This is a genomic window from Maribacter huludaoensis (genome assembly GCF_029350945.1).
GTDB classification, from domain to species: domain Bacteria; phylum Bacteroidota; class Bacteroidia; order Flavobacteriales; family Flavobacteriaceae; genus Maribacter; species Maribacter huludaoensis.
The window spans coordinates 927675-947462 of sequence record NZ_JARKMS010000002.1 but is presented as its reverse complement, the minus strand read 5'-3'; the positions used below and the strand labels follow the sequence as shown (position 1 = coordinate 947462).

Below are 19788 nucleotides of genomic sequence, written 5' to 3'. Positions count from 1 at the left end.
AAGACGATACAATTTTGTACTCAACCAACGATCAACAACAAAAACAATCTGTTCATGAACACACGTAGACACTTTTTTAAGAACGCGGCCCTATTTAGTGCAGCCACCGTAATTATGCCAAAAATTAGTTTTGCGGCGACAAAAAATTCAGGTTATGGTGTGCAACTTTATTCATTTAGAGATGATATGTTAACCGATCCAATAAAAACATTGGAAAAAATTGCAAGCCTAGGTTTTAAGGAAATAGAAAGTGCCGGTTCCAATAAAGGGTATTATTACGGATTATCTCCTAAAGAAATGGCAACTACCTGCAAAGCTTTGGGAATGTCATTGACCAGTGGTCATGTACATTTAGATGAAAAATTTGAACAGACAATGGCAGATGCAGTTGCCGCCGGACAAAAATATTTAATATGTTCATCATTACCATCTAAAGGACAAACAGTAGATAATTACAAAAAAGTTGCAGATCAATTCAATATTGCCGGAGAGGCATGTAAAAAATGGGGCTTAAAATTTGGCTACCACAATCATGAGTATGAATTTGAATCTGAAAATGGAAAGGTTCTTTACGATGTACTAATGGATAATACCCAAAAAGATTTAGTATATATGGAGCTAGATTTGGGCTGGGTTGTAGTGGCAGGTAAAGACCCGTTACATTATTTTAAAAAATATCCAAAAAGATTTCCCCTATGGCATTTAAAAGACATGGATTTGAATGAAAAAGTAAGTACCGAATTTGGCAAAGGAGTGCTTGATATACAATTAATGTTAGAGTTCACAAAACTTTCTGGAGTTGAGCATATTTATATTGAACAAGAAGAATACGCCCACAATCCATTTAAAAGTATGCAACACAACATGGATTATTTGAATAATATATAAGTTAAAACAATGAAGAACATCTATAAATTATTAAGTATGATTACCGTGGCAATAGCTACATTCTCTTGCAAATCCCAGCAATTACCCTTATTCCAAAATGATGCAAAACCGGTTCAAATTTCTAACGAATACAGCTTTACGGAAGGCCCTGCTGCCGATAAGGATGGTAATGTATTTTTCACAGACCAACCCAATGATAAAATTATAAAGTGGAACGCGACCAACAATTCATTGACCGTATTTAAGGAACCCGCAGGAAGGGCAAATGGCTTATATTTTGACCATGACGGAAATTTGCTGGCCGCTGCGGACGAAAAAAATGAATTATGGCTCATAGATAAAAATGGTAACGTTGACACCTTGATAACAACCTTTAAAGGCAAAAAATTAAACGGACCTAATGATATTTGGGTAGACCCAAAAGGAGGTATCTATTTCACCGACCCTTATTACCAAAGGAAATATTGGTCTAGAACAGTAGCTGACATTAAAGAAAAGAACGTGTATTATATATCCCCAAATACAAAAGAAGTCTCTGTAATTGCAACAGGTTTTGTACAACCTAATGGAATAATAGGTACTGCCGATGGAAAGACACTTTACATTGCGGATATTGGCGATAAAAAAACCTACTCCTACTCTATTAAGGAAAACGGCAAATTAAGCGACCGCAAACTTTTTACCAACATGGGCTCTGATGGCATGACGATCGATAATAAAGGAAATGTTTATTTGACCGGCGAAGGTGTAACCATTTTTAATTCTAAAGGAAAATTACTTAAGAATATACCCATAAATGAAAACTGGACGGCTAACGTTACTTTTGGTGGTAAAAATCACAACATATTATTTATTACCGCAATGAGATCTGTGTATACCTTACCAATGAATGTTCACGGCGTTAGATATTAAAAAGCACACTATATGAGTCTTATTAACTGCTAAGTTTTGGTTTAAATCTCCCTTTTAAAAAGCGTGTTTAAAAGTAAACAACAACGTGAATCATTGATATTCACATAATTCGGTATTATTAATTATTAATTACACAACAAATACATTTAAATATTCATAATTCCTCGATTTTAATTATCTTAAACGACTTAAAATCCAACCAAATTATGATTACATATATTTTTGAATTTATTGGCACCGCAATGTTAATTCTAATAGGAAACGGTATCGTTGCCAATCTCGTTTTAAAAGGAACAAAGGGAGCCGATGCAGGGTGGACAGGCATTTCTCTCGCCTGGGGTATTGCAGTGTTCATTGGCGTGTTTATCTCTGCCGATGCCAGCGGTGCTCATTTAAACCCTGCGGTGACCGTTGCACTGGCAGTTGCCGGAAAATTTTCATGGACCTTGGTCCCTGGCTATATTGTAGCTCAAATTTTAGGAGCCATGATGGGCAACCTTTTAGTATGGTTCAATTACAAAAAGCAGTATGAAGCTACAGAGGATACCGATGCTATTTTAGCCACTTTTTCCACCTCCCCGGCAATAAAAAGTCCGTTTTGGAACATGGTCACTGAAATCATTGGCGCTTTTGCACTTGTTTTTGGGGTATTCTATATTGCAGGTGGCAGCATGGGTGAAAGTTCGGTATCCTTAGGATCGCTTGATGCGCTACCGGTAGCGTTACTGGTTATGGGCATAGGTTTTGGCCTAGGTGGACCTACAGGTTATGCCATTAACCCTGCGCGTGATTTTGGACCGCGCTTACTGCATGCTTTACTACCTATAAAAAATAAAGGAAATAGTAATTGGAGCTATGCTTGGGTGCCGATCGTAGGTCCAATTATTGGTGGAGTATTAGCAGCACTTTTATATATGTTTATTGAAACTATGCAATAAAAAGAAGAATATGAAGCATCTTATTTTACTTACCTGTATTTTTATATCTATGAATGTACTGGCCCAAAAAATAGTAGACCTACCTTATGAAGAAAGTAACAATGTAAAATGGTCTACAGCAGAAAGAGAATATTACTCTGACATTTGGGAAAATGAAGTGGTCACCAATGTTTCTGTACCAAGACTTGAGGTTTTTGAAGCGGAAGCACCAAATGGGACCAGCGTTATTGTAGCTCCCGGCGGTGGACTATACGGTTTAAGTATTGAAAGTGAAGGCAGAGCTGTTGCCAAGTGGTTGAACAAACAAGGTATAACCGCCTTTGTATTAAAATACAGATTAGTGCCTACGGGAATTGACGGTATTAAAGAAATTACTGACGAAGCCGCTACCAACCCTGCAAAGATCGGAGAACGAGTTACTCCTGTTTTACCACTTTCTGTTGCTGATGGTCTTGCCGCAATTACTTATGTAAGAACAAATGCCAATGAAATGAAATTAGACCCTAACAAAATTGGGTTTATGGGCTTTTCAGCAGGTGGCGCGGTTACCATGGGTGTTACTTTTAACTATACCGAAGCAAATAGACCAAACTTTATAGTACCCGTTTATCCTTGGATGACGGTTATGGGTGAATATAGCGTACCGCAAGATGCACCGCCAATGTTGGTAGTCTGTGCTTCAGATGATCCATTAGGCTTGGCCAAACCTAGTACAGATTTATATTCTGCTTGGTTAACAAATGGAAAAAATACAGGAATGCACATGTATTCTAAAGGCGGACACGGATTTGGAATGAAAAAACAAAACCTTCCCTCTGATAATTGGATAGAAAGATTTTACGAATGGGCCTTGATAGAAGGGTTGACCCTAGCAAAAAAATAGCGCACAAGTTTATGATATCACCTCTTTTAAATGACTTAAAAAAAATAGAAATACTTACGGTTTTTGCAATGATAGTTTCACTATCCAGCTTTGCACAAACAGAAAATGTATTTGCGAACGAGGTTAAGGATATCACCGCCAAATATGACAGTATTTGGGATTCAAGCAAAGAAACTATCGTATTCACCGGTAGTTCAAGTATACGGTTATGGAGAAAATTGCAAGATGAGTTTCCAGACCATCAAATTATAAATAGTGGTTTTGGAGGTTCTCAAGCAGCAGACCTTCTGTTATTTATAGATGAGTTGATCTTATCATACAACCCCAAAAAAGTTTTTATCTACGAGGGAGATAATGATTTATGGGCAAAAAAAAGCCCTACTGACGTTCTTAGTACCACCACAGAGATCATCCGTCGAATAAAAGCTAAAAATGACGCTACACAAGTTATTTTAATATCGGCAAAACCAAGTATCAGTAGATGGAAAATTAGACATAAATATAAAAGGTTAAATAGAAAAATGAATCGTTTTGCAAAAAATGACCCCTCCCTATTCTATGTAGACGTCTGGAAACCAATGTTGGACAAACGAAAACTCAAAACCGATATATTTATAGAAGACGGTCTGCATATGAACCAAAAAGGATATGATATTTGGTATGAGGCCATGAAAGATCTAGTAAACCAACCCTAATTAATGAAAATGATGAAGACCTTTTGTATTCAATGTCTATTTTTTGCAAGCTTGACCCTGCTTTTAATAGCTTGTACCGAAGAAAAGAAAGAACGGATTGCAATGCCCGTAACAGATTTGTCAGAAGCAAGCCTAATACCAAAGCCTTTAAAAACGACACCAACAAACTCCGCGTTTCCTTTAGATCAATTTACCGCTATCTACACTTCTAAAAATGCTACGGGTTTTGAAGAAGTAGGTACCTTTTTAGCCAATAAATTAAAGGACAAAATCAATCTTACCATACCTGTAAACACCCAGGGGGCAAATACGGTAGAACGGGTAATTTACATTAACCAGAGCGATAGTACTGATTTAAAGACAACAGAGGCATATCAACTGTACATAAATCAAGATTCCATTATCATCAACTCCAACACGGCTGAAGGAGCATTTAGAGGTATACAGACCCTGAGACAATTAGTGCCTTTGAAGAGTAACGACACTTTGGCTCCTCAAAAAATATGGCCAGTGCCCTCTGGGAAGATTATAGACAGCCCTAATTTTGCATATAGAGGCTCCATGTTAGATGTGGCAAGACATTTTTTTAGCGTTGATGATGTTAAAAAATATATTGACCTTTTATCGTATTACAAAATAAATATGCTTCACCTGCACCTAAGTGACGACCAAGGATGGAGAATTGAAATTAAATCATGGCCAAAGCTAACTGAAGTGGGTGGCAGTACAGAAGTTGGCGGAGAATCCGGTGGATTTTTCACCCAAGAAGATTATAAGGAAATAGTACGTTACGCAGCAGAAAGATATATGACCATTATCCCTGAGATCGATATGCCCGGCCATACAAATGCAGCATCGGTTTCTTATCCGTTCTTGAACGGTAATGGAAAAACTCCTAAATTATATGAAGGTATGCGTGTTGGCTTCAGCACTTTTGACACAAGAAAAGATACCGTGTATGCATTTATAGATGATGTAGTAAGAGAAATTGCAGCAATAACTCCCGGCCCCTATTTTCATGTGGGCGGAGATGAAAGTCATGTTACTAAAAAGAAAGACTACATACACTTTATCAATAAGGTTGAAAAAATTGTTCACAAACATGGTAAACAAATGATAGGTTGGGACGAAGTGGCTATAGCAGACATAGACTCTACATCAATTTCACAATGGTGGGCCAGTGAAGAAAATGCTAAAAAAGCAGTCAATAAAGGAATGCAAATTATTGTTTCGCCTGCAAAAAAAGCTTATTTGGATATGGAATACGATACCTTATCTAAATTTGGACTCCACTGGGCAGGCTACATACCGGTAGATACCGCATACATTTGGTCCCCAGAAGAATATGGCATACCAAAGGAAAACATTTTAGGCGTAGAAGCACCATTATGGTCAGAAACCATTAGCAATATAGATGAGCTAGAGTATTTGGCTTTTCCAAGAATTATTGGCTATTCTGAATTAAGTTGGAGCATTAAAGAAAATAGGGATTGGGAAAATTATAAAGATAGATTGGCCGATCAGGCACCTTTTTTAGATAGAATGGATGTAAAGTATTACCCTTCTGCCTTGATCGATTGGAAAAAAAGTGATTACACCTATGAAACTATTGAAAAAGACTAACTAAACGAACGAAATTGCACAAGCCTTGAAAAATTTTTCAAGGCTTTTATCTTTTACAGGTCATATGTTTTTGATTTTATATTATCCAAAATCGTATTTAAATATTTAAAATTGATGGGCTTTTCTAAGTACTCAACAATATTATGATAGCTAGACGCTTTCAACTTATCATCTGGTCTAAATGAGGATGTCGTAATTACCACAGGAACTTCTGTACAAAGTTTCATCTCATTTATGGCATTAAGAAAATCCCATCCATCTAAAACGGGCATATTAATATCAAGCAAAATAATGTCAGGGCAAGCATTGGTTTTTAAATAGTCAAGGCCTTCTTGCCCTGTTAGGGCTATGGATATATTTTTATATCCAAACTTTTCAAGGTTTGTTTTGGTAATGAAATTAGTTACTTCATCGTCCTCTATTATCAATATTCGTATCATAGTATCTAGTTTTAATTTGGGGTTTAGTTATTTATTTAAAATGTAATGATAAACTCTGTTCCTTTATTTACTTGGCTCTTTACATCAATAGAACCATTGTTCTCGTTGATAATCGTTTTTACGATATATAGCCCTACGCCCAGACCATCCTTGTGGGTATGCATTCGCTTAAAAAGAGCAAATACGTTCATGGTCAAATCTTGGTCAAATCCAAGACCATTGTCCCTAAAGGACAAACGAACCTTTCCTTTGACCATCTTAGTCTCAATTTTAATACTCAATTTTCTTTTTGGATGCCTGTATGTAAGGGCATTTGACATCAATGTCTGTAGAATGGTTTCTAACTGTTGATGATTATAGTCAATAACAGGGCAGCTAGAATAATCTTCTTTGATGATAGTTCTACCCTCTATGATTTCTTTTGAAAAAACAGATTTTACTTCACCGAATACATCTGAGAAATTAAGTTCCTTCTTTGGACTCCCAAAATTTGATTTTGTAGCTATTACCATGTTTAGAGCGGTAATTTTGTCGCACATTACCTTCGTTACTACTTCCATTTTTTCAACGATAGGACCAAACTCATCAGTACTCGTTTCAGAATCCAACGCCATCCTTAGCAAACCTTTTAAATTGGTAAGTGGGGCTCTTAGATCGTGTGCAGCTACATATGAAAATTCTTCAAGCTCTTGATTCTTCTTTTTAAGATCATTGTTGACCTCTGTCAATGAAGCCTGTGTACTTTTTAATTTTTGAATAGTATCTATTGTGTTCGTTACATCTAGAGTGGTAATACCCAAGTAATCCCCTATTTTAAAGGCCCTTGACATAAAGGTGTACTCAGCAAATTCACCTTTAAAAGAAAGCTCGTCAAAACCTACGGGTTCACCTGTTATAATCACATTTCTATAAGCATCGTACCTTTCCGTACCTTCTAGATGAGGAAATATATCCAGCAAATTCTTACCTATAAAATTCTCTTTTTTAATACCAATGGTATCTACACTTGCTTGATTTACATCTACAAAATTCATGTCTCGATTTAGAATTACAAAGGGCGAGTAGGCATTTTCAAAAAAAGCACTTTTCAATTCACAATTCATATCAAAATCAACTACACTCATATTTTAAAATTTCGTTTTTATTCTTAAACTACACCGCAAAATTGCAGTATTAAAAATCTTAAACCAGTTGACCTGAGACGTATAAATAAAATGTGTAGATGAAAGTCAATAAACCATAGATGAACGACTTACAGAAAAGGTTAGAATAATTTTCCAGTTAGGTTTTAAGCAAAAAAAAAGCCCCTTAAGGGCTTTTTCTATATATAATGTAGTAAACGACTATTCTTCCTCAGAAGCTTCTTCACTTGCAACTTCTTCACTTGAAAAATCGGTAATTTTATTTTCGGTCAAAATGTTATACCATTGAATGACCTTCTTAATATCACTAACGTATACACGGTCTTCATCATAATTTGGCAATACTTCAAAAAAGTACTCTTCTAACTTTATTTTCTCTTCTTTATGGCCAATTGATGTTTTACCACCGTTTTCCTTTTCTTGTATTTTCTTAAATACATCTCTTAAAGGCACTTCTTCCTCAAGCGTATAAATAGCTATTTCGGACAATACACTAACACTACTACGCAAGCTTACCGTAATTCTTTTTCCGTCTAACAAAGATTCCGCCACGAAACCTGTTCTGGTCTGAGTAATCAATTTATACAAACCTGGTTTTCCTGCAACGGATAAAATTTTCTCTAACCCCATAAACTATTTTAAATTTTCAGTGGACAAATATTACACTTTTCTATTAATTATAAAGGCATTTTAACGTCCTTTTTTCTTTACAGGAAATTTCATACGGTAGTCAACATTGATCTTTCCTTTAGATATATTGGTCAATCTTCCCTTTAACATTCTCTTCTTTAAAGCGGATAATTTATCTGTAAACAACACCCCTTCTATGTGATCATATTCGTGTTGAATTACTCTTGCTAAAAGACCGTCATACGTTTCTTCGTGCTTTTTAAAATTCTCATCTAAATAAGTAATTTTAATAGTCCCTTTTCTACTTACATCTTCGCGAACATCTGGTATACTTAGGCAACCTTCATTAAATGCCCATTCATCACCAGTTTCTTCTTCAATTGTAGCATTGATAAAAACTCGTTTAAAACCATCTAATTGTTTTTGCTCATCTTCCGTTAAATCCTCATCACCTGAAAAAGGGGTAGTATCAACTAAAAATATACGAATTGGCAGCCCTATTTGTGGAGCCGCAAGACCTACACCACTAGCATTATACATGGTTTCCCACATGTTAGCAATCAACTCATTCAGTTTTGGATAATCTTTATCAATATCATCCGCAACTTTTCTTAATACGGGATCACCGTAAGCAATAATGGGTAAAATCATTTAAACTGTTTTTAAAAAATCTTGTAATATAATCGTTGCACTGATCTCATCTATCAATGCTTTGTTCTTTCTTTGTTTTTTCTTTAACCCGCTATCCAACATGGTCTGAAAAGCCATTTTAGAGGTAAAGCGCTCATCATGTCTTTTAATGGTCACCTTAGGAAATTTCTCTGCCAACTTCACTAAAAAAGGAGCAATATGTACTTCAGATTCAGAAGCGGTATTATCCATTTGTTTAGGTTCGCCCACAACTATGGTATCTACGTTTTCATTAGGTATATAGTCAGCTAAATATTCAAATATTTCAGGAGTAGCAATAGTAGTTAAACCAAAAGCTATCATTTTCATATCATCGGTAACTGCCAGCCCAATACGTTTTTCTCCGTAATCAATTGCAAGGATCTTTCCCAAACTAAATTTTTGGCAAAAATAAAGGATAATTTGTTATATGTGCCCTTGACCATGGGTAATTACTGTACTTCAACTTATATTTGAGAAAATTTTATGAAAATGACAGAATTAAGAGCTCAAATAGAAAAAGCATGGGAAAATAGAGACCTTTTGAAGGAGTCTGCTACCCAAGATAGTATTAGAGAGGTTGTAAATCTTTTAGATTTAGGAAAATTGAGATGTGCCGAGCCTACTGAAGATGGATGGCAAATCAATGAATGGGTCAAGAAAGCAGTAGTTATGTATTTCCCTATTCAAAAAATGGAAACTTTAGAAGCTGGTATTTTTGAGTACCATGATAAAATGCCATTAAAAAAAGGGTACAAAGAAAAAGGAATTCGTGTAGTACCAAATGCCGTTGCAAGACATGGAGCATATATTTCAGCAGGTACCATTTTAATGCCTAGCTATGTAAATATTGGTGCTTATGTTGATGAAGGTACCATGGTAGATACCTGGGCAACAGTAGGTAGCTGTGCTCAAATAGGTAAAAATGTACACCTAAGTGGCGGTGTTGGTATTGGTGGTGTTTTAGAACCTTTACAAGCTTCACCGGTCATCATAGAAGACGGTGCCTTTATTGGTTCCCGTTGTATTGTTGTAGAAGGTGTTAGAGTTGAAAAAGAAGCCGTTTTAGGTGCAAATGTTGTTTTGACCATGAGTACTAAAATAATTGATGTTACAGGCGAAACTCCGGTAGAGACCAAAGGTGTTGTCCCTGCTCGTTCAGTAGTTATACCTGGCAGTTACACCAAAAAATTCCCGGCTGGTGAATTTCAAGTACCATGTGCATTAATAATTGGTAAGCGTAAGGAAAGCACCAATAAAAAGACTTCATTGAACGATGCACTTAGAGAGTATGATGTAGCGGTCTAGTATCCATTAATTTTACTCAATAACCTTTCTAGTTCTGTTTTACTTTAAAAAATGCGCTAGAAAGGTTTTTTTAAATCTTTTTTTAAGATATAAACGCAACCATTTTAAAACACGTACTCTTATACCAAGAAGAAGTCTATATAACAGGAGGTTGATTGTGTAAGAATTTTACTGCTTAACACAATTTTTTAATTCTTTTTTTGTTATAACTTTGTTCGCTCCGATTAGAGCAAACCTATCAAATTGGATTGTATGATTACCAAAAAAGAACAACTTACCGCATTAGTAATTACGTATAATGAAATTGGCTACATTGAAAAATGTATCGAGTCTGTTTCCTTTGCCGATGAAATTATTGTGGTTGATTCTTTTAGTACCGATGGAACTTATGAATATTTAAAGAGCAACCCTAAGGTAAAAGTCATTCAAAATCCGTTCGAAAATTTTACCGCTCAAAAGTCTTTTGCTTTAAAACAGGCCAAAAATGACTGGGTTTTATTTTTAGATGCAGATGAAGTTGTTTCAGATGCCTTACAGAAAGAAATCAAAGAAACCGTATCCAGTAATACGGAAATAGCTGCATTTTGGTTTTATCGTCAATTCATGTTTAAAAATGAAAAATTGAATTTCAGCGGATGGCAAACAGATAAAAACTACCGACTTTTTAGAAAAAGTAAAGCTGTATTTTCTGATTGCAAAATTGTTCATGAAACATTGGATGTTGATGGCGATTCTGGTATTTTAAAAGAAAAGCTAACACATTATTGTTATAAGAGTTACGAAGACTACAAAGGTAAAATGATTAAATACGGTCGTTTAAAAGCTATTGAGTCTTTTTACAAGGAAAAAAAGTTTAGTTATATCATGATGGTCTTGAAAACCAGCTGGAAATTTTTTAACCATTATATTTTAAGGCTGGGAATCCTTGACGGCAAAAAAGGCTTCACCATCTGTTATTTGAATTCTCTGGGCGTACTTGAACGTTTTAGAGAGCTGAAAAGGTTGGAACAGAAAAACGAGCTTGCCTACTATTTGGTAATGCCATAGTGTGTCCAAACACTTTTTTCTTTTTTAGTGGCATTTCTTATTCCCACATTCTTAGCAATAGACTCTGGTGTTTTATAACCTCTTTTGTGATCTAAATGAACGCAAACAGCACTGTAACGTAATTGTTTTGACTTTATACCAAAATTAAATAACCTTTCACCCAATTCCCTGTCTTGTCCCCCATATTGCATACGCTCATCAAAACCGTTCACATTTTCAATATCTTTCTTCCAACCTGAAGAGTTATGACCGTTCCAGCTGGCATTGGTAGGTGTAACCCAATTAAGGATCTTTGAAATGATACCGCGTGCCGTTAGCTTATTATTTTTGAATGTTTGCGGAATCCCCTTTTCTTTTAACCATTGAATATTAAAACAACGCTGATTTTCAATGTCCTCTAAGGTAATTAGTTTGGAGATATTCATTGGTAGCATATAATATCCGCCAGAAATAAAATAACCGGGTTCCTTATTTATATAATGCACCTGAACAAAATCTTCTCGCGGTATACAATCTCCATCGGTCATGATAATATAATCCGCTGAACAAGCCGTAACCGCTTTATTAAGTATCCTAGATTTTTGAAATCCATCATCTTCTTGCCAAACATGAACTATAGGATAATGAACCTTTTTAGCCATTTCTTCTAGAAGAATTTTGGTAGGTTCTTTAGAACCGTCATCGGCAATTACCACTTCAAAGTCTTTGAAAATCTGTTGCTCAAAGCCCCAAAGTACCTTCTTCAACCACTCTTCAGCATTGTATGTACTTACAATAATACTTATTTTAGGAATCTCCATGCTACGTTTCAAATTACTGCAAAAATATAAAAGTGTTATCTATATATTTGTAAATAATTCAGCTAATAATATATGATCAAAAAAATAACGTATGGGCTTCTAAAGAAAATGAAATTCTTACCCGCTCCATTTTACATGAAAATATATTATGAATATTATTCTGGAAAGAAACTAGATTTAAACGACCCAAAAGATTTTAACCAAAAAATACAGTGGTTAAAAGTGTACTATAGAGTCCCCATTCTACATCAACTTGTAGATAAATATGAAGTTCGCTCATATGTAAAAGAAAAAGTAGGGGAAAAGTATTTGAATGAATTGATTGCTGTCTATGATTATCCAAAAGAAATAGATTACGATCGGCTACCTCAAAAATTTGTATTAAAAGCTACACACGGGTACCATTTTAATATTCTGGTTGAGGACAAATCTAAATTAAACAAAACCAAAGCCAGGCTTAAACTAGAAAAATGGCTAAGAAAAGATCAATATACACGTGGAGGACTTGAGTGGGCCTACAAAAATGTTAAACCAAAATTTATAGTTGAAAAATACTTATCGGAAATAGGCAAAAAAGATATAAACGATTATAAGTTTTTTTGTTTTGATGGCGAACCCAAATTTCTACATGTGGATATTGACCGTGGTTCAAAACACCTAAGGTCATATTATGACATTGACTGGAACAAACTACCGATTACCCACGAAAGTATAGGTCCTATTGAAGGCGAGACCATAAAGCCCAAGAATTTTAATGAAATGGTAGAGGTAGCCAAAAAATTAGCAGGTACATTCCCTTTTGTAAGAGTGGACCTTTACAACTTAGATGGCGTAATAATTTTTGGAGAAATGACTTTTTACCCCGCAGATGGAAGATTAGAATTCATACCCGAAGAATACAATAAAATTATAGGAGACTATATTACCATACCAAAAATTCCCGAAGGTCAAAAATTTATTACCACCCTATAGTATGAAAGTAATAAAAGAATTACCGTTATCGATACTACACAGTTTAAAGTATACAATTTTGCCTACAAACTTTTTTACCAAAAAAAGTAAGCCTACAGCTCCGGTTATAGTTTCATTGACCTCAATTCCACAAAGGTTTGGTACATTACATTTAGTAATTAAAAGCATATTGAACCAAGACATATTACCTAAGAAAGTAATACTCTGGTTAAATGAAGAGCACAAAGGCATTATTCCTAAAAACGTAAAAAAACTAGAGTCATCTATTTTTGAAATTCGTTTTACCAAACTTCATTGTTCTCACAAAAAATTGATCCATACGTTAACGGATTTTCCAGATACACCAATCATTACTTGTGATGATGACTTAATGTACCGGAAGAATTGGCTGAATATAATATATAAGGAACATCAAAAAAACCCTAATTATATCATCGGCATAAAGACATCTCACATAAATTTTGAAAATGGTAATTCTCTACCTTTTAAGAAATGGAGAGATGAATTTAAGACCACTATAAACCAAAAGGCATTTGTACCAATAGGTGCATGGGGCATTCTATACCCAGCAAAATCTCTTCATAAAGAGGTTTTTAATATAGATAAGATGATGGCCTTTGCCCCAAAAGCAGATGACCTATGGTTTAAAGCTATGGCTATTTTGAACAATACTATTTCAATTCAAGCAACCAAAACGCCTAAAGAACCCATACCAATTATTGGCACACAAAAAGTAGCTTTAAAAAAGGATAATTTACAAAAAGATAAGAATACGGTTCAATGGCAAGCCATTGATAAAGAATACGGTATTAACAAAATCATTTTATCTCAATGACCCAGGAAATCAACAATTGCATAGAAGTTTTAGAAAACGGCGGACTCATACTCTACCCTACCGATACCGTATGGGGAATAGGTTGTGATGCGACTAATGAAAAAGCGGTTCAAAAAGTATTTCAATTAAAACAAAGAGACGATAGCAAAGCATTGATTTGTTTGGTAGCCAATGACGCAATGTTAGAGAAACACATAGAAAAGGTTCCTGAGTTGGCCTATGACCTAATGGACCTTTCTACAAAGCCAACTACAATAATCTATGATAATCCACGTGGCATAGCCAAAAACCTGATTGCAGCTGACAATACCCTGGCCGTTAGAGTGGCTTCTGACAAATTTTGCAGTTACCTTATTGGTAAGTTTAAAAAACCTATTGTTTCTACATCTGCCAATATATCGGGAAACAGCACTCCAAATTCTTTCCAAAATATAGATCAAGCCATTTTAAAAGGTGTAGACTATGTGGTAAATTTGCACAGAGAGAAACAGAATAGCTCCGCCTCATCAATTATTAGACTTTCTAATGACAATACGGTGAAGATTATTCGAGAATAAGAACATGCAAGAGAGCCATATAGACGCTTTACACAACCCTATTTTCAAAACTATTTCAGAAGCTGCAGAAGAACTTTCTGTAGACTGCTATGTAATTGGTGGTTTTGTTAGGGATTATTTTTTAAAGAGATCCACACCTAAAGATATAGATGTCGTAGCAATTGGTAGTGGTATAGCACTAGCCGAGAAAGTAGCTTCCAAATTAAAGGGAAAACCACAAGTTTCTGTTTTTAAGAATTTTGGTACAGCAATGATCAAAAGCGATGGCATTGAGCTAGAATTTGTTGGCGCACGCAAAGAAAGTTATACTAGGGATAGCCGTAAACCAATTGTAGAAAACGGTACGTTGGAAGATGATCAAAAAAGAAGGGATTTTACTATAAATGCATTGGCTCTTTCTTTGAATGCATCTAATTATGGTGAGCTATTGGACCCCTTTAAAGGCATTGCTGATTTAGAGAACAAAATTATCAAAACTCCTTTAGAACCAGGGGTAACCTATTCAGATGACCCCTTACGCATGATGAGGGCAATACGGTTTGCAACACAATTAGATTTTCAGATTGCCCTACCCTCATTACAGGCCATTACCGAAAATAAAGACCGTTTAAAAATCGTATCCAACGAGCGGATATTAGACGAGCTTAACAAAATTATGTTGTGCAAAAAACCGTCCGTAGGATTTTCACTGCTTCATAAAACAGAACTTTTACCTTTAATTTTACCTGAGCTTACGGCGTTGCAGGGCATTGAAGAAATAGAAGGGCAAAAACATAAGGACAACTTTTGGCATACGCTAGAAGTGGTAGATAATATATCTAGAGCTACGGACAATCTTTGGTTACGTTGGGCAGCCTTGTTACATGATATTGGCAAAGCCCCTACCAAAAGATTCCACAAAAAAATTGGGTGGACATTTCATGGGCACGAATTTGTGGGATCAAAAATGGTCTATAAGCTTTTTAAGAGGTTACGTATGCCATTGAACGATAAAATGAAATATGTTCAAAAGCTAGTACTCATGAGTTCTAGACCAATAGTATTATCTGAGGATTTTGTAACAGACTCTGCCGTAAGAAGATTAATATTCGATGCAGGCGACCACGTGGAAGATCTAATGACGTTATGCGAAGCGGATATTACTACCAAAAACCCTAAAAAACAGCGCAGATATCACCAGAACTTCAAAATTGTACGCCAGAAGATTGAAGAAGTAGAAGCTCGCGACCATGTACGAAATTTTCAACCACCTATTAGTGGCGAAGAAATTATGGAAACATTTTCTTTGAAACCATCCAAAGAAATCGGTATCATCAAAGAAGCGATCAAAGAGGCTATTTTAGAAGGAGAAATTCCAAATGAATATAAAGCTGCTCAAGAATTTATGTATCTTAAGGGTGCAGAATTAGGTCTACAGAGTACAAAATAGAATGGATATTATTTATGGATATTACATTTAGAAAGGTTGCCAAAATATCTTTGGTCTTAGTTTATTTAGTAATCGTTGCCGGAGCAGTTGTTAGAATGACAGGTAGTGGTATGGGCTGCCCAGATTGGCCCAAATGTTTTGGTTACTACATTCCCCCAACGGAAATAACTGAAATTCAATGGCAACCAAATAGAGCATTTGAAAAAGGACAAGTAATAATTTACCGTGAAACATTACAGGTCTCTAAAGAGTCCTTTACCACAACAGATACCTTCAATGCAGCAAATTGGGAACTTTATACAAAACACGACTACGCAGAATTTAACCCATGGCATACTTGGATAGAATATATTAATAGATTATTGGGTGCTTTGGCAGGCCTTGCAACATTAATACTTGCCATTATTTCCTTAAAATTCTGGAAAAAGAAAAAACGCATACCCGTTTTGTCCTGGTTGGTAGTAGTTGGTATGGTCTTTCAAGCTTGGTTAGGGGCTACTGTTGTATACTCCGTTTTAGAACCGGCAAAAATTACGGTCCATATGCTCATGGCATTGGTTATCGTTGCAATGATACTTTATGTAATTTACCTGGCCAATAGTGAAAACAAACGTATTAAATACGATAAATTAGTATTACGTATAAGCATTGTAGCATTGGTAATGACGCTTGTACAAATTGCAATGGGTACACAGGTTCGCCAATTTGTAGATGATCAAATAGATATTTTTGGATATGCCGCCAAGGATAAATGGTTACAAGATCCTGAGTTATTATTTTATGTTCACCGATCGTTTTCTATATTGATTATATTGATAAATTCTTTTTTGGCGTATAGGATAACCAAGCATGACCTAGGTCATTTTAAAGTGTATTGGGTCTTGTTTTTACTATTGGTAGAGGTATTTACAGGTGTAGCCATGAACTATTTGGATTTTCCGTTTGCTAGTCAGCCATTACATCTTGTATTGGCCTCCATATTGTTCGGTGTGCAATTCTACATACTATTAGATGCATTAAAGCCTAGAAAAGACTCCAAAACTTCGTAACTTTGCCGACCCGCAAAAATTAAGGTATGATTTATAAAATTCGTGTAATTCTAGATGCTGAAGAAGATATTTTCAGAGATTTAGAGATTGAGTCTCACAATTCATTAGAAGAGTTTCATAATGCCATTACCCAGGCATTTGGCTTTTTAGGCAATGAAATGGCCTCATTTTACACATGTGACGAAGAGTGGAAACAAGATGAGGAAATTGCGTTGTTCGACATGAGCGAATCTGGCTCTGATGTACGTTTAATGAACGAAACTTTTTTAGAGGATATCATGAACGAAAACAACCCAAAACTTATCTACGTTTATGATTTTATGAACATGTGGACGTTTTTTGTTGAACTTGCCGACATTCAAGAAAACGAAGATGGCCGTTCTTACCCTAATGTACTCTTTACATTTGGTGAACTACCGGAAACGCCACCAGAGAAAAATTTTGAAGCAGAGAACAGTGCTTTTGATTTTGATGATACTTTTGATAATTACGACGATTTGGATTTCGATGAAAATTGGAACTAAATTTCTCTAATTGACACAAGCATAAGCCTGCGAGATATCAAAATAAAAGCATTGTAACGTTTGATTCTCGCTTATAGAACAAAAAATATTTTTCGATTACTAACCATTTAATTTAGAACATTTTATGATTAACCTATATGCTACCCAAATTGAGAGTATTTCAATACATAGAGTTGGTAACAAAAATAAAAACGAAGGTATCTTTCTTTCAGAAGAACCCTTTAGACTTAATGATGAAACTACGGGTCTATTAAAAGAATATTTTTTTAAACCTTTTAGAGAAAAAGAAGAGAATTATTATAAGCTTGCAAACGAAGTAGATGTTGAGTTTAACGAGCTATATAAAATAGTGACCGAAATTTTTGAAGACCCGTCAAAGGCGCATTTAAATTCAAAAAAAGTAGCTTCGTTACTTTTTGAGCAATCTAACCACCCCCATATTAAAAGTGGGGAAGTCTATGTAGCTTACCTTTCTAACTTACTTTTAGATAATAAGAAGGTTGATGCCATCGGAATTTTTAAAAGTGAGTTAAAACACGATTTTATTCAGTTTGAAGAAAAAAACAGCAACTTGGATATTGTTATTCAACAAGGTATCAATATTAATAAGTTGGATAAAGGCTGCTTAATTTTCAATGTTGAAAAAGAGGAAGGTTATAAAGTACTTTCAGTTGACAGCAATAAATACGATACCAAATACTGGATAGAAAACTTCTTAGGTGTTGAACCATTATCAGATGACAACTTTAAGACAAAAAACTATTTAAAATTTTGCCAAGACTTTGCCAAAGAGGTTGTTTTACCTGCCGAGGATAAACAACAAGAAGTTTTGTTCATGAACCGTGCAGTAAACCATTTTGCAAAGAACGATGCTTTTGAAGAGTCTACGTTTTTGAACGAAGTAATGGAGAACCCAGAATTGATACCGGAGTTTAAACATTACAAAACAGAAAAAGGACCTAAATTTAGTATAGAAGATGTTTCTACTTTTGATATTGCCAATAAAGCGGTATCTGATGCTCGTAAGAAAATTAAAAATGTTATTAATCTAGATACCAATATACAGATTAAAATGGATTTTATAAACCCGGAATCTGCGGAGAAGTTTGTAGAGAAAGGATGGGATGAAGAGCGACAAATGTATTACTATTTGGTATATTTCAATAAAGAACAGAAGAGCTAAATAAACAATTTGTATAAAAAAAAGCCCGTTATTTAAATTTAAATAACGGGCTTTTTGTTTTCCTTATTAACTGATAATCAGTTAGCTATTTATTTTAATATTATGTTCTATAATCTGTTTTAAACTTACGTCTTCATAATTTCTTCGCACAAAATTCAGTGCTAGATCCAGCACTTCTCCCATTGTTTTACAATTCTTAAAATCCATATCCATGGTAAGAACTTCTATTTGCTCTCTTAACATTGCTATATTTTCAGGAGTAGAAATATCATCTGTCTTACAGATAGCCCGTAATTTTTTAATTCTATTGCCGGAACTTAAAATTCTTTTGGCTACCATAGACCGTTCTTCCAATTTGTATTGATCTACAGAATCATGTGTTAGTTTCTTTCTAACCAATTCAACCATCTGGTAATTTTCCTTAAAAAATTGAGGTCTATAGACTTTCAGCTTTCCTTCAAAGCACTGTTGGTCAAAATCTATGGCCCTTATTTTGTATACTACATGGTCAAAATCGTGTGTAGGGACAATTACGTAGTTATATGAACGCATATCGCCCAATAGACGGATCATGCAACGTTCATTGAATTTTACGAATTCCTTAGCCAATTGCGCCTTTTCACGTGGTGTACATTTTGGTAAGTTATGCTTAATAAATTCATCACCAGGTATACCTGCAATATGCTCTTCGATCAACGTATCCTTATAGACCAAAAAGTTAAGATTGTAGGGTGAAAGCATATGCTCTAACTCTAGCCCATAAATACGAGATGCATCGGTCTTTTTGATATAGAAATATGTGAAATTGTCATTTAATATATTTCTGATCTTAATCCTAAAGGGTTTAGAGTTTCCAAACGTACAGAAATCGACTGCATCGACATTTAAATATTGATGAATATTATCGCTCCCATCAGAATGTAAAATAGAATAAACTTTTTTTAAACTATCGTCAATTTCCTTTCTATCAAACTCAGAATAATATGCACGTACCCAAAGCGTATCCTCATCATTTTTATCATACACAACCACCGATCCCGAGAACCGAAGTAAATCATCATAAAAGATAGGTATTTCTATCTTTCTACTATAGTGCTCCAAATAGCCATCTAATGCCTCACTTACAGGGTAAGCAGGTTTTTTTTTGGACATTAATCTTTCTTCCGACATGCTGCAAATTTACTGGTAAATTACACAAATAGACCAAATAAATTTCATCAAGCATATATAATTAGCGTGTTCAACAACATATATGGACCATATA

22 protein-coding genes are annotated in these 19788 nt (G+C 35.0%); 15 read left to right on the top strand and 7 right to left on the bottom strand.

Translation table 11 applies throughout. The annotated features are described in order from the left end of the window. The first annotated feature begins 54 nt into the window (after window positions 1–54). From PXC01_RS09140 to PXC01_RS09115, 6 genes are all read left to right on the top strand, one after another. Window positions 55–888: a sugar phosphate isomerase/epimerase family protein gene (locus tag PXC01_RS09140; RefSeq protein WP_276471977.1), complete on the top strand. Its 834-nt coding sequence runs from the start codon at window positions 55–57 to the stop codon at window positions 886–888. Between the two features lie 9 nt (window positions 889–897). Then, window positions 898–1800: an SMP-30/gluconolactonase/LRE family protein gene (locus PXC01_RS09135; RefSeq protein ID WP_276471976.1), complete on the top strand. Its 903-nt coding sequence runs from the start codon at window positions 898–900 to the stop codon at window positions 1798–1800. Between the two features lie 203 nt (window positions 1801–2003). Continuing rightward, window positions 2004–2738: an MIP/aquaporin family protein gene (locus PXC01_RS09130; protein WP_276472131.1), complete on the top strand. Its 735-nt coding sequence runs from the start codon at window positions 2004–2006 to the stop codon at window positions 2736–2738. A gap of 10 nt (window positions 2739–2748) precedes the next feature. Further along, on the top strand, window positions 2749–3621 hold the full coding sequence (locus PXC01_RS09125; RefSeq protein ID WP_276471975.1) for an alpha/beta hydrolase: 873 nt from the start codon (window positions 2749–2751) through the stop codon (window positions 3619–3621). Beyond that, window positions 3582–4316, top strand: coding sequence for an SGNH/GDSL hydrolase family protein (locus PXC01_RS09120; protein WP_276471974.1), 735 nt, complete (start codon window positions 3582–3584; stop codon window positions 4314–4316). The genes PXC01_RS09125 and PXC01_RS09120 overlap by 40 nt, the downstream gene beginning before the upstream one ends. A gap of 9 nt (window positions 4317–4325) precedes the next feature. Continuing rightward, window positions 4326–5939: a family 20 glycosylhydrolase gene (locus PXC01_RS09115; RefSeq protein ID WP_276471973.1), complete on the top strand. Its 1614-nt coding sequence runs from the start codon at window positions 4326–4328 to the stop codon at window positions 5937–5939. A gap of 53 nt (window positions 5940–5992) precedes the next feature. Here the strand turns inward: PXC01_RS09115 and PXC01_RS09110 are convergent, their stop codons facing one another. The 5 genes from PXC01_RS09110 to ruvX all read right to left on the bottom strand — a co-directional run bounded on the left by PXC01_RS09110 (window position 5993) and on the right by ruvX (window position 9213). Next, window positions 5993–6379, bottom strand: coding sequence for a response regulator (locus PXC01_RS09110; RefSeq protein WP_276471972.1), 387 nt, complete (start codon window positions 6377–6379; stop codon window positions 5993–5995). A gap of 35 nt (window positions 6380–6414) precedes the next feature. Continuing rightward, window positions 6415–7503, bottom strand: coding sequence for a sensor histidine kinase (locus PXC01_RS09105; protein WP_276471971.1), 1089 nt, complete (start codon window positions 7501–7503; stop codon window positions 6415–6417). Window positions 7504–7722: 219 nt separating this feature from the next. Then, the gene (locus PXC01_RS09100; protein ID WP_276471970.1) at window positions 7723–8151 is read right to left on the bottom strand and encodes a DUF5606 family protein; all 429 of its coding nucleotides are present in this window, start codon (window positions 8149–8151) and stop codon (window positions 7723–7725) included. A gap of 60 nt (window positions 8152–8211) precedes the next feature. Further along, window positions 8212–8802 carry a peptide deformylase gene (def, locus tag PXC01_RS09095; RefSeq protein WP_276471969.1) on the bottom strand — a complete coding sequence of 197 codons (591 nt, stop codon included), beginning with the start codon at window positions 8800–8802 and terminating at the stop codon, window positions 8212–8214. Then, complete coding sequence (gene ruvX, locus PXC01_RS09090) at window positions 8803–9213, bottom strand: Holliday junction resolvase RuvX (protein WP_276471968.1); 411 nt, start codon at window positions 9211–9213, stop codon at window positions 8803–8805. Window positions 9214–9312: 99 nt separating this feature from the next. Here ruvX and PXC01_RS09085 point away from each other — a divergent pair, with 99 nt between their 5' ends. Beyond that, window positions 9313–10128 (top strand): 2,3,4,5-tetrahydropyridine-2,6-dicarboxylate N-succinyltransferase, encoded by an 816-nt coding sequence (locus PXC01_RS09085; RefSeq protein WP_058103517.1) that lies wholly within the window; start codon window positions 9313–9315, stop codon window positions 10126–10128. Window positions 10129–10380: 252 nt separating this feature from the next. After that, on the top strand, window positions 10381–11175 hold the full coding sequence (locus tag PXC01_RS09080; RefSeq protein ID WP_276471967.1) for a glycosyltransferase family 2 protein: 795 nt from the start codon (window positions 10381–10383) through the stop codon (window positions 11173–11175). Here PXC01_RS09080 and PXC01_RS09075 read toward each other — a convergent pair. Then, a complete protein-coding gene (locus PXC01_RS09075) occupies window positions 11157–11975 on the bottom strand; it encodes a glycosyltransferase family 2 protein (RefSeq protein WP_276471966.1) in 819 nt (272 codons plus the stop codon). The two genes, PXC01_RS09080 and PXC01_RS09075, sit on opposite strands and share 19 nt — an antisense overlap. Before the next feature lie 108 nt (window positions 11976–12083). Between PXC01_RS09075 and PXC01_RS09070 the strand changes: the two genes are divergently transcribed. The 7 genes from PXC01_RS09070 to PXC01_RS09040 all read left to right on the top strand — a co-directional run bounded on the left by PXC01_RS09070 (window position 12084) and on the right by PXC01_RS09040 (window position 18524). After that, window positions 12084–12947: an ATP-grasp fold amidoligase family protein gene (locus PXC01_RS09070; protein WP_276471965.1), complete on the top strand. Its 864-nt coding sequence runs from the start codon at window positions 12084–12086 to the stop codon at window positions 12945–12947. 1 nt (window position 12948) lies between these two features. Then, window positions 12949–13782: a glycosyl transferase gene (locus PXC01_RS09065; RefSeq protein WP_276471964.1), complete on the top strand. Its 834-nt coding sequence runs from the start codon at window positions 12949–12951 to the stop codon at window positions 13780–13782. Continuing rightward, a complete protein-coding gene (locus tag PXC01_RS09060) occupies window positions 13779–14339 on the top strand; it encodes an L-threonylcarbamoyladenylate synthase (protein ID WP_276471963.1) in 561 nt (186 codons plus the stop codon). Before PXC01_RS09065 ends, PXC01_RS09060 begins: the two co-directional genes overlap by 4 nt. 4 nt (window positions 14340–14343) lie before the next feature. After that, a complete protein-coding gene (locus PXC01_RS09055; RefSeq protein WP_276471962.1) occupies window positions 14344–15768 on the top strand; it encodes a CCA tRNA nucleotidyltransferase in 1425 nt (474 codons plus the stop codon). Between the two features lie 14 nt (window positions 15769–15782). Further along, the gene (locus PXC01_RS09050; RefSeq protein WP_276471961.1) at window positions 15783–16817 is read left to right on the top strand and encodes a COX15/CtaA family protein; all 1035 of its coding nucleotides are present in this window, start codon (window positions 15783–15785) and stop codon (window positions 16815–16817) included. A gap of 26 nt (window positions 16818–16843) precedes the next feature. Continuing rightward, complete coding sequence (locus PXC01_RS09045; RefSeq protein ID WP_276471960.1) at window positions 16844–17341, top strand: IS1096 element passenger TnpR family protein; 498 nt, start codon at window positions 16844–16846, stop codon at window positions 17339–17341. 124 nt (window positions 17342–17465) lie between these two features. Next, the gene (locus PXC01_RS09040) at window positions 17466–18524 is read left to right on the top strand and encodes a nucleoid-associated protein (RefSeq protein WP_276471959.1); all 1059 of its coding nucleotides are present in this window, start codon (window positions 17466–17468) and stop codon (window positions 18522–18524) included. Between the two features lie 81 nt (window positions 18525–18605). Here the strand turns inward: PXC01_RS09040 and PXC01_RS09035 are convergent, their stop codons facing one another. Then, the gene (locus PXC01_RS09035; protein WP_276471958.1) at window positions 18606–19694 is read right to left on the bottom strand and encodes a hypothetical protein; all 1089 of its coding nucleotides are present in this window, start codon (window positions 19692–19694) and stop codon (window positions 18606–18608) included. Window positions 19695–19788 lie beyond the last annotated feature (94 nt).

Coding starts and splice junctions, on each gene's coding strand:
- PXC01_RS09140 (WP_276471977.1), top strand. CDS start 55: ATGAACACACGTAGACACTTTTTTAAGAACGCGGCCCTATTTAGTGCA.
- PXC01_RS09135 (WP_276471976.1), top strand. CDS start 898: ATGAAGAACATCTATAAATTATTAAGTATGATTACCGTGGCAATAGCT.
- PXC01_RS09125 (WP_276471975.1), top strand. CDS start 2,749: ATGAAGCATCTTATTTTACTTACCTGTATTTTTATATCTATGAATGTA.
- PXC01_RS09120 (WP_276471974.1), top strand. CDS start 3,582: ATGGGCCTTGATAGAAGGGTTGACCCTAGCAAAAAAATAGCGCACAAG.
- PXC01_RS09115 (WP_276471973.1), top strand. CDS start 4,326: ATGATGAAGACCTTTTGTATTCAATGTCTATTTTTTGCAAGCTTGACC.
- PXC01_RS09110 (WP_276471972.1), bottom strand. CDS start 6,379: ATGATACGAATATTGATAATAGAGGACGATGAAGTAACTAATTTCATT.
- PXC01_RS09105 (WP_276471971.1), bottom strand. CDS start 7,503: ATGAGTGTAGTTGATTTTGATATGAATTGTGAATTGAAAAGTGCTTTT.
- PXC01_RS09100 (WP_276471970.1), bottom strand. CDS start 8,151: ATGGGGTTAGAGAAAATTTTATCCGTTGCAGGAAAACCAGGTTTGTAT.
- def (WP_276471969.1), bottom strand. CDS start 8,802: ATGATTTTACCCATTATTGCTTACGGTGATCCCGTATTAAGAAAAGTT.
- PXC01_RS09085 (WP_058103517.1), top strand. CDS start 9,313: ATGACAGAATTAAGAGCTCAAATAGAAAAAGCATGGGAAAATAGAGAC.
- PXC01_RS09080 (WP_276471967.1), top strand. CDS start 10,381: ATGATTACCAAAAAAGAACAACTTACCGCATTAGTAATTACGTATAAT.
- PXC01_RS09075 (WP_276471966.1), bottom strand. CDS start 11,975: ATGGAGATTCCTAAAATAAGTATTATTGTAAGTACATACAATGCTGAA.
- PXC01_RS09070 (WP_276471965.1), top strand. CDS start 12,084: ATGAAATTCTTACCCGCTCCATTTTACATGAAAATATATTATGAATAT.
- PXC01_RS09065 (WP_276471964.1), top strand. CDS start 12,949: ATGAAAGTAATAAAAGAATTACCGTTATCGATACTACACAGTTTAAAG.
- PXC01_RS09060 (WP_276471963.1), top strand. CDS start 13,779: ATGACCCAGGAAATCAACAATTGCATAGAAGTTTTAGAAAACGGCGGA.
- PXC01_RS09055 (WP_276471962.1), top strand. CDS start 14,344: ATGCAAGAGAGCCATATAGACGCTTTACACAACCCTATTTTCAAAACT.
- PXC01_RS09050 (WP_276471961.1), top strand. CDS start 15,783: ATGGATATTACATTTAGAAAGGTTGCCAAAATATCTTTGGTCTTAGTT.
- PXC01_RS09045 (WP_276471960.1), top strand. CDS start 16,844: ATGATTTATAAAATTCGTGTAATTCTAGATGCTGAAGAAGATATTTTC.
- PXC01_RS09040 (WP_276471959.1), top strand. CDS start 17,466: ATGATTAACCTATATGCTACCCAAATTGAGAGTATTTCAATACATAGA.
- PXC01_RS09035 (WP_276471958.1), bottom strand. CDS start 19,694: ATGTCGGAAGAAAGATTAATGTCCAAAAAAAAACCTGCTTACCCTGTA.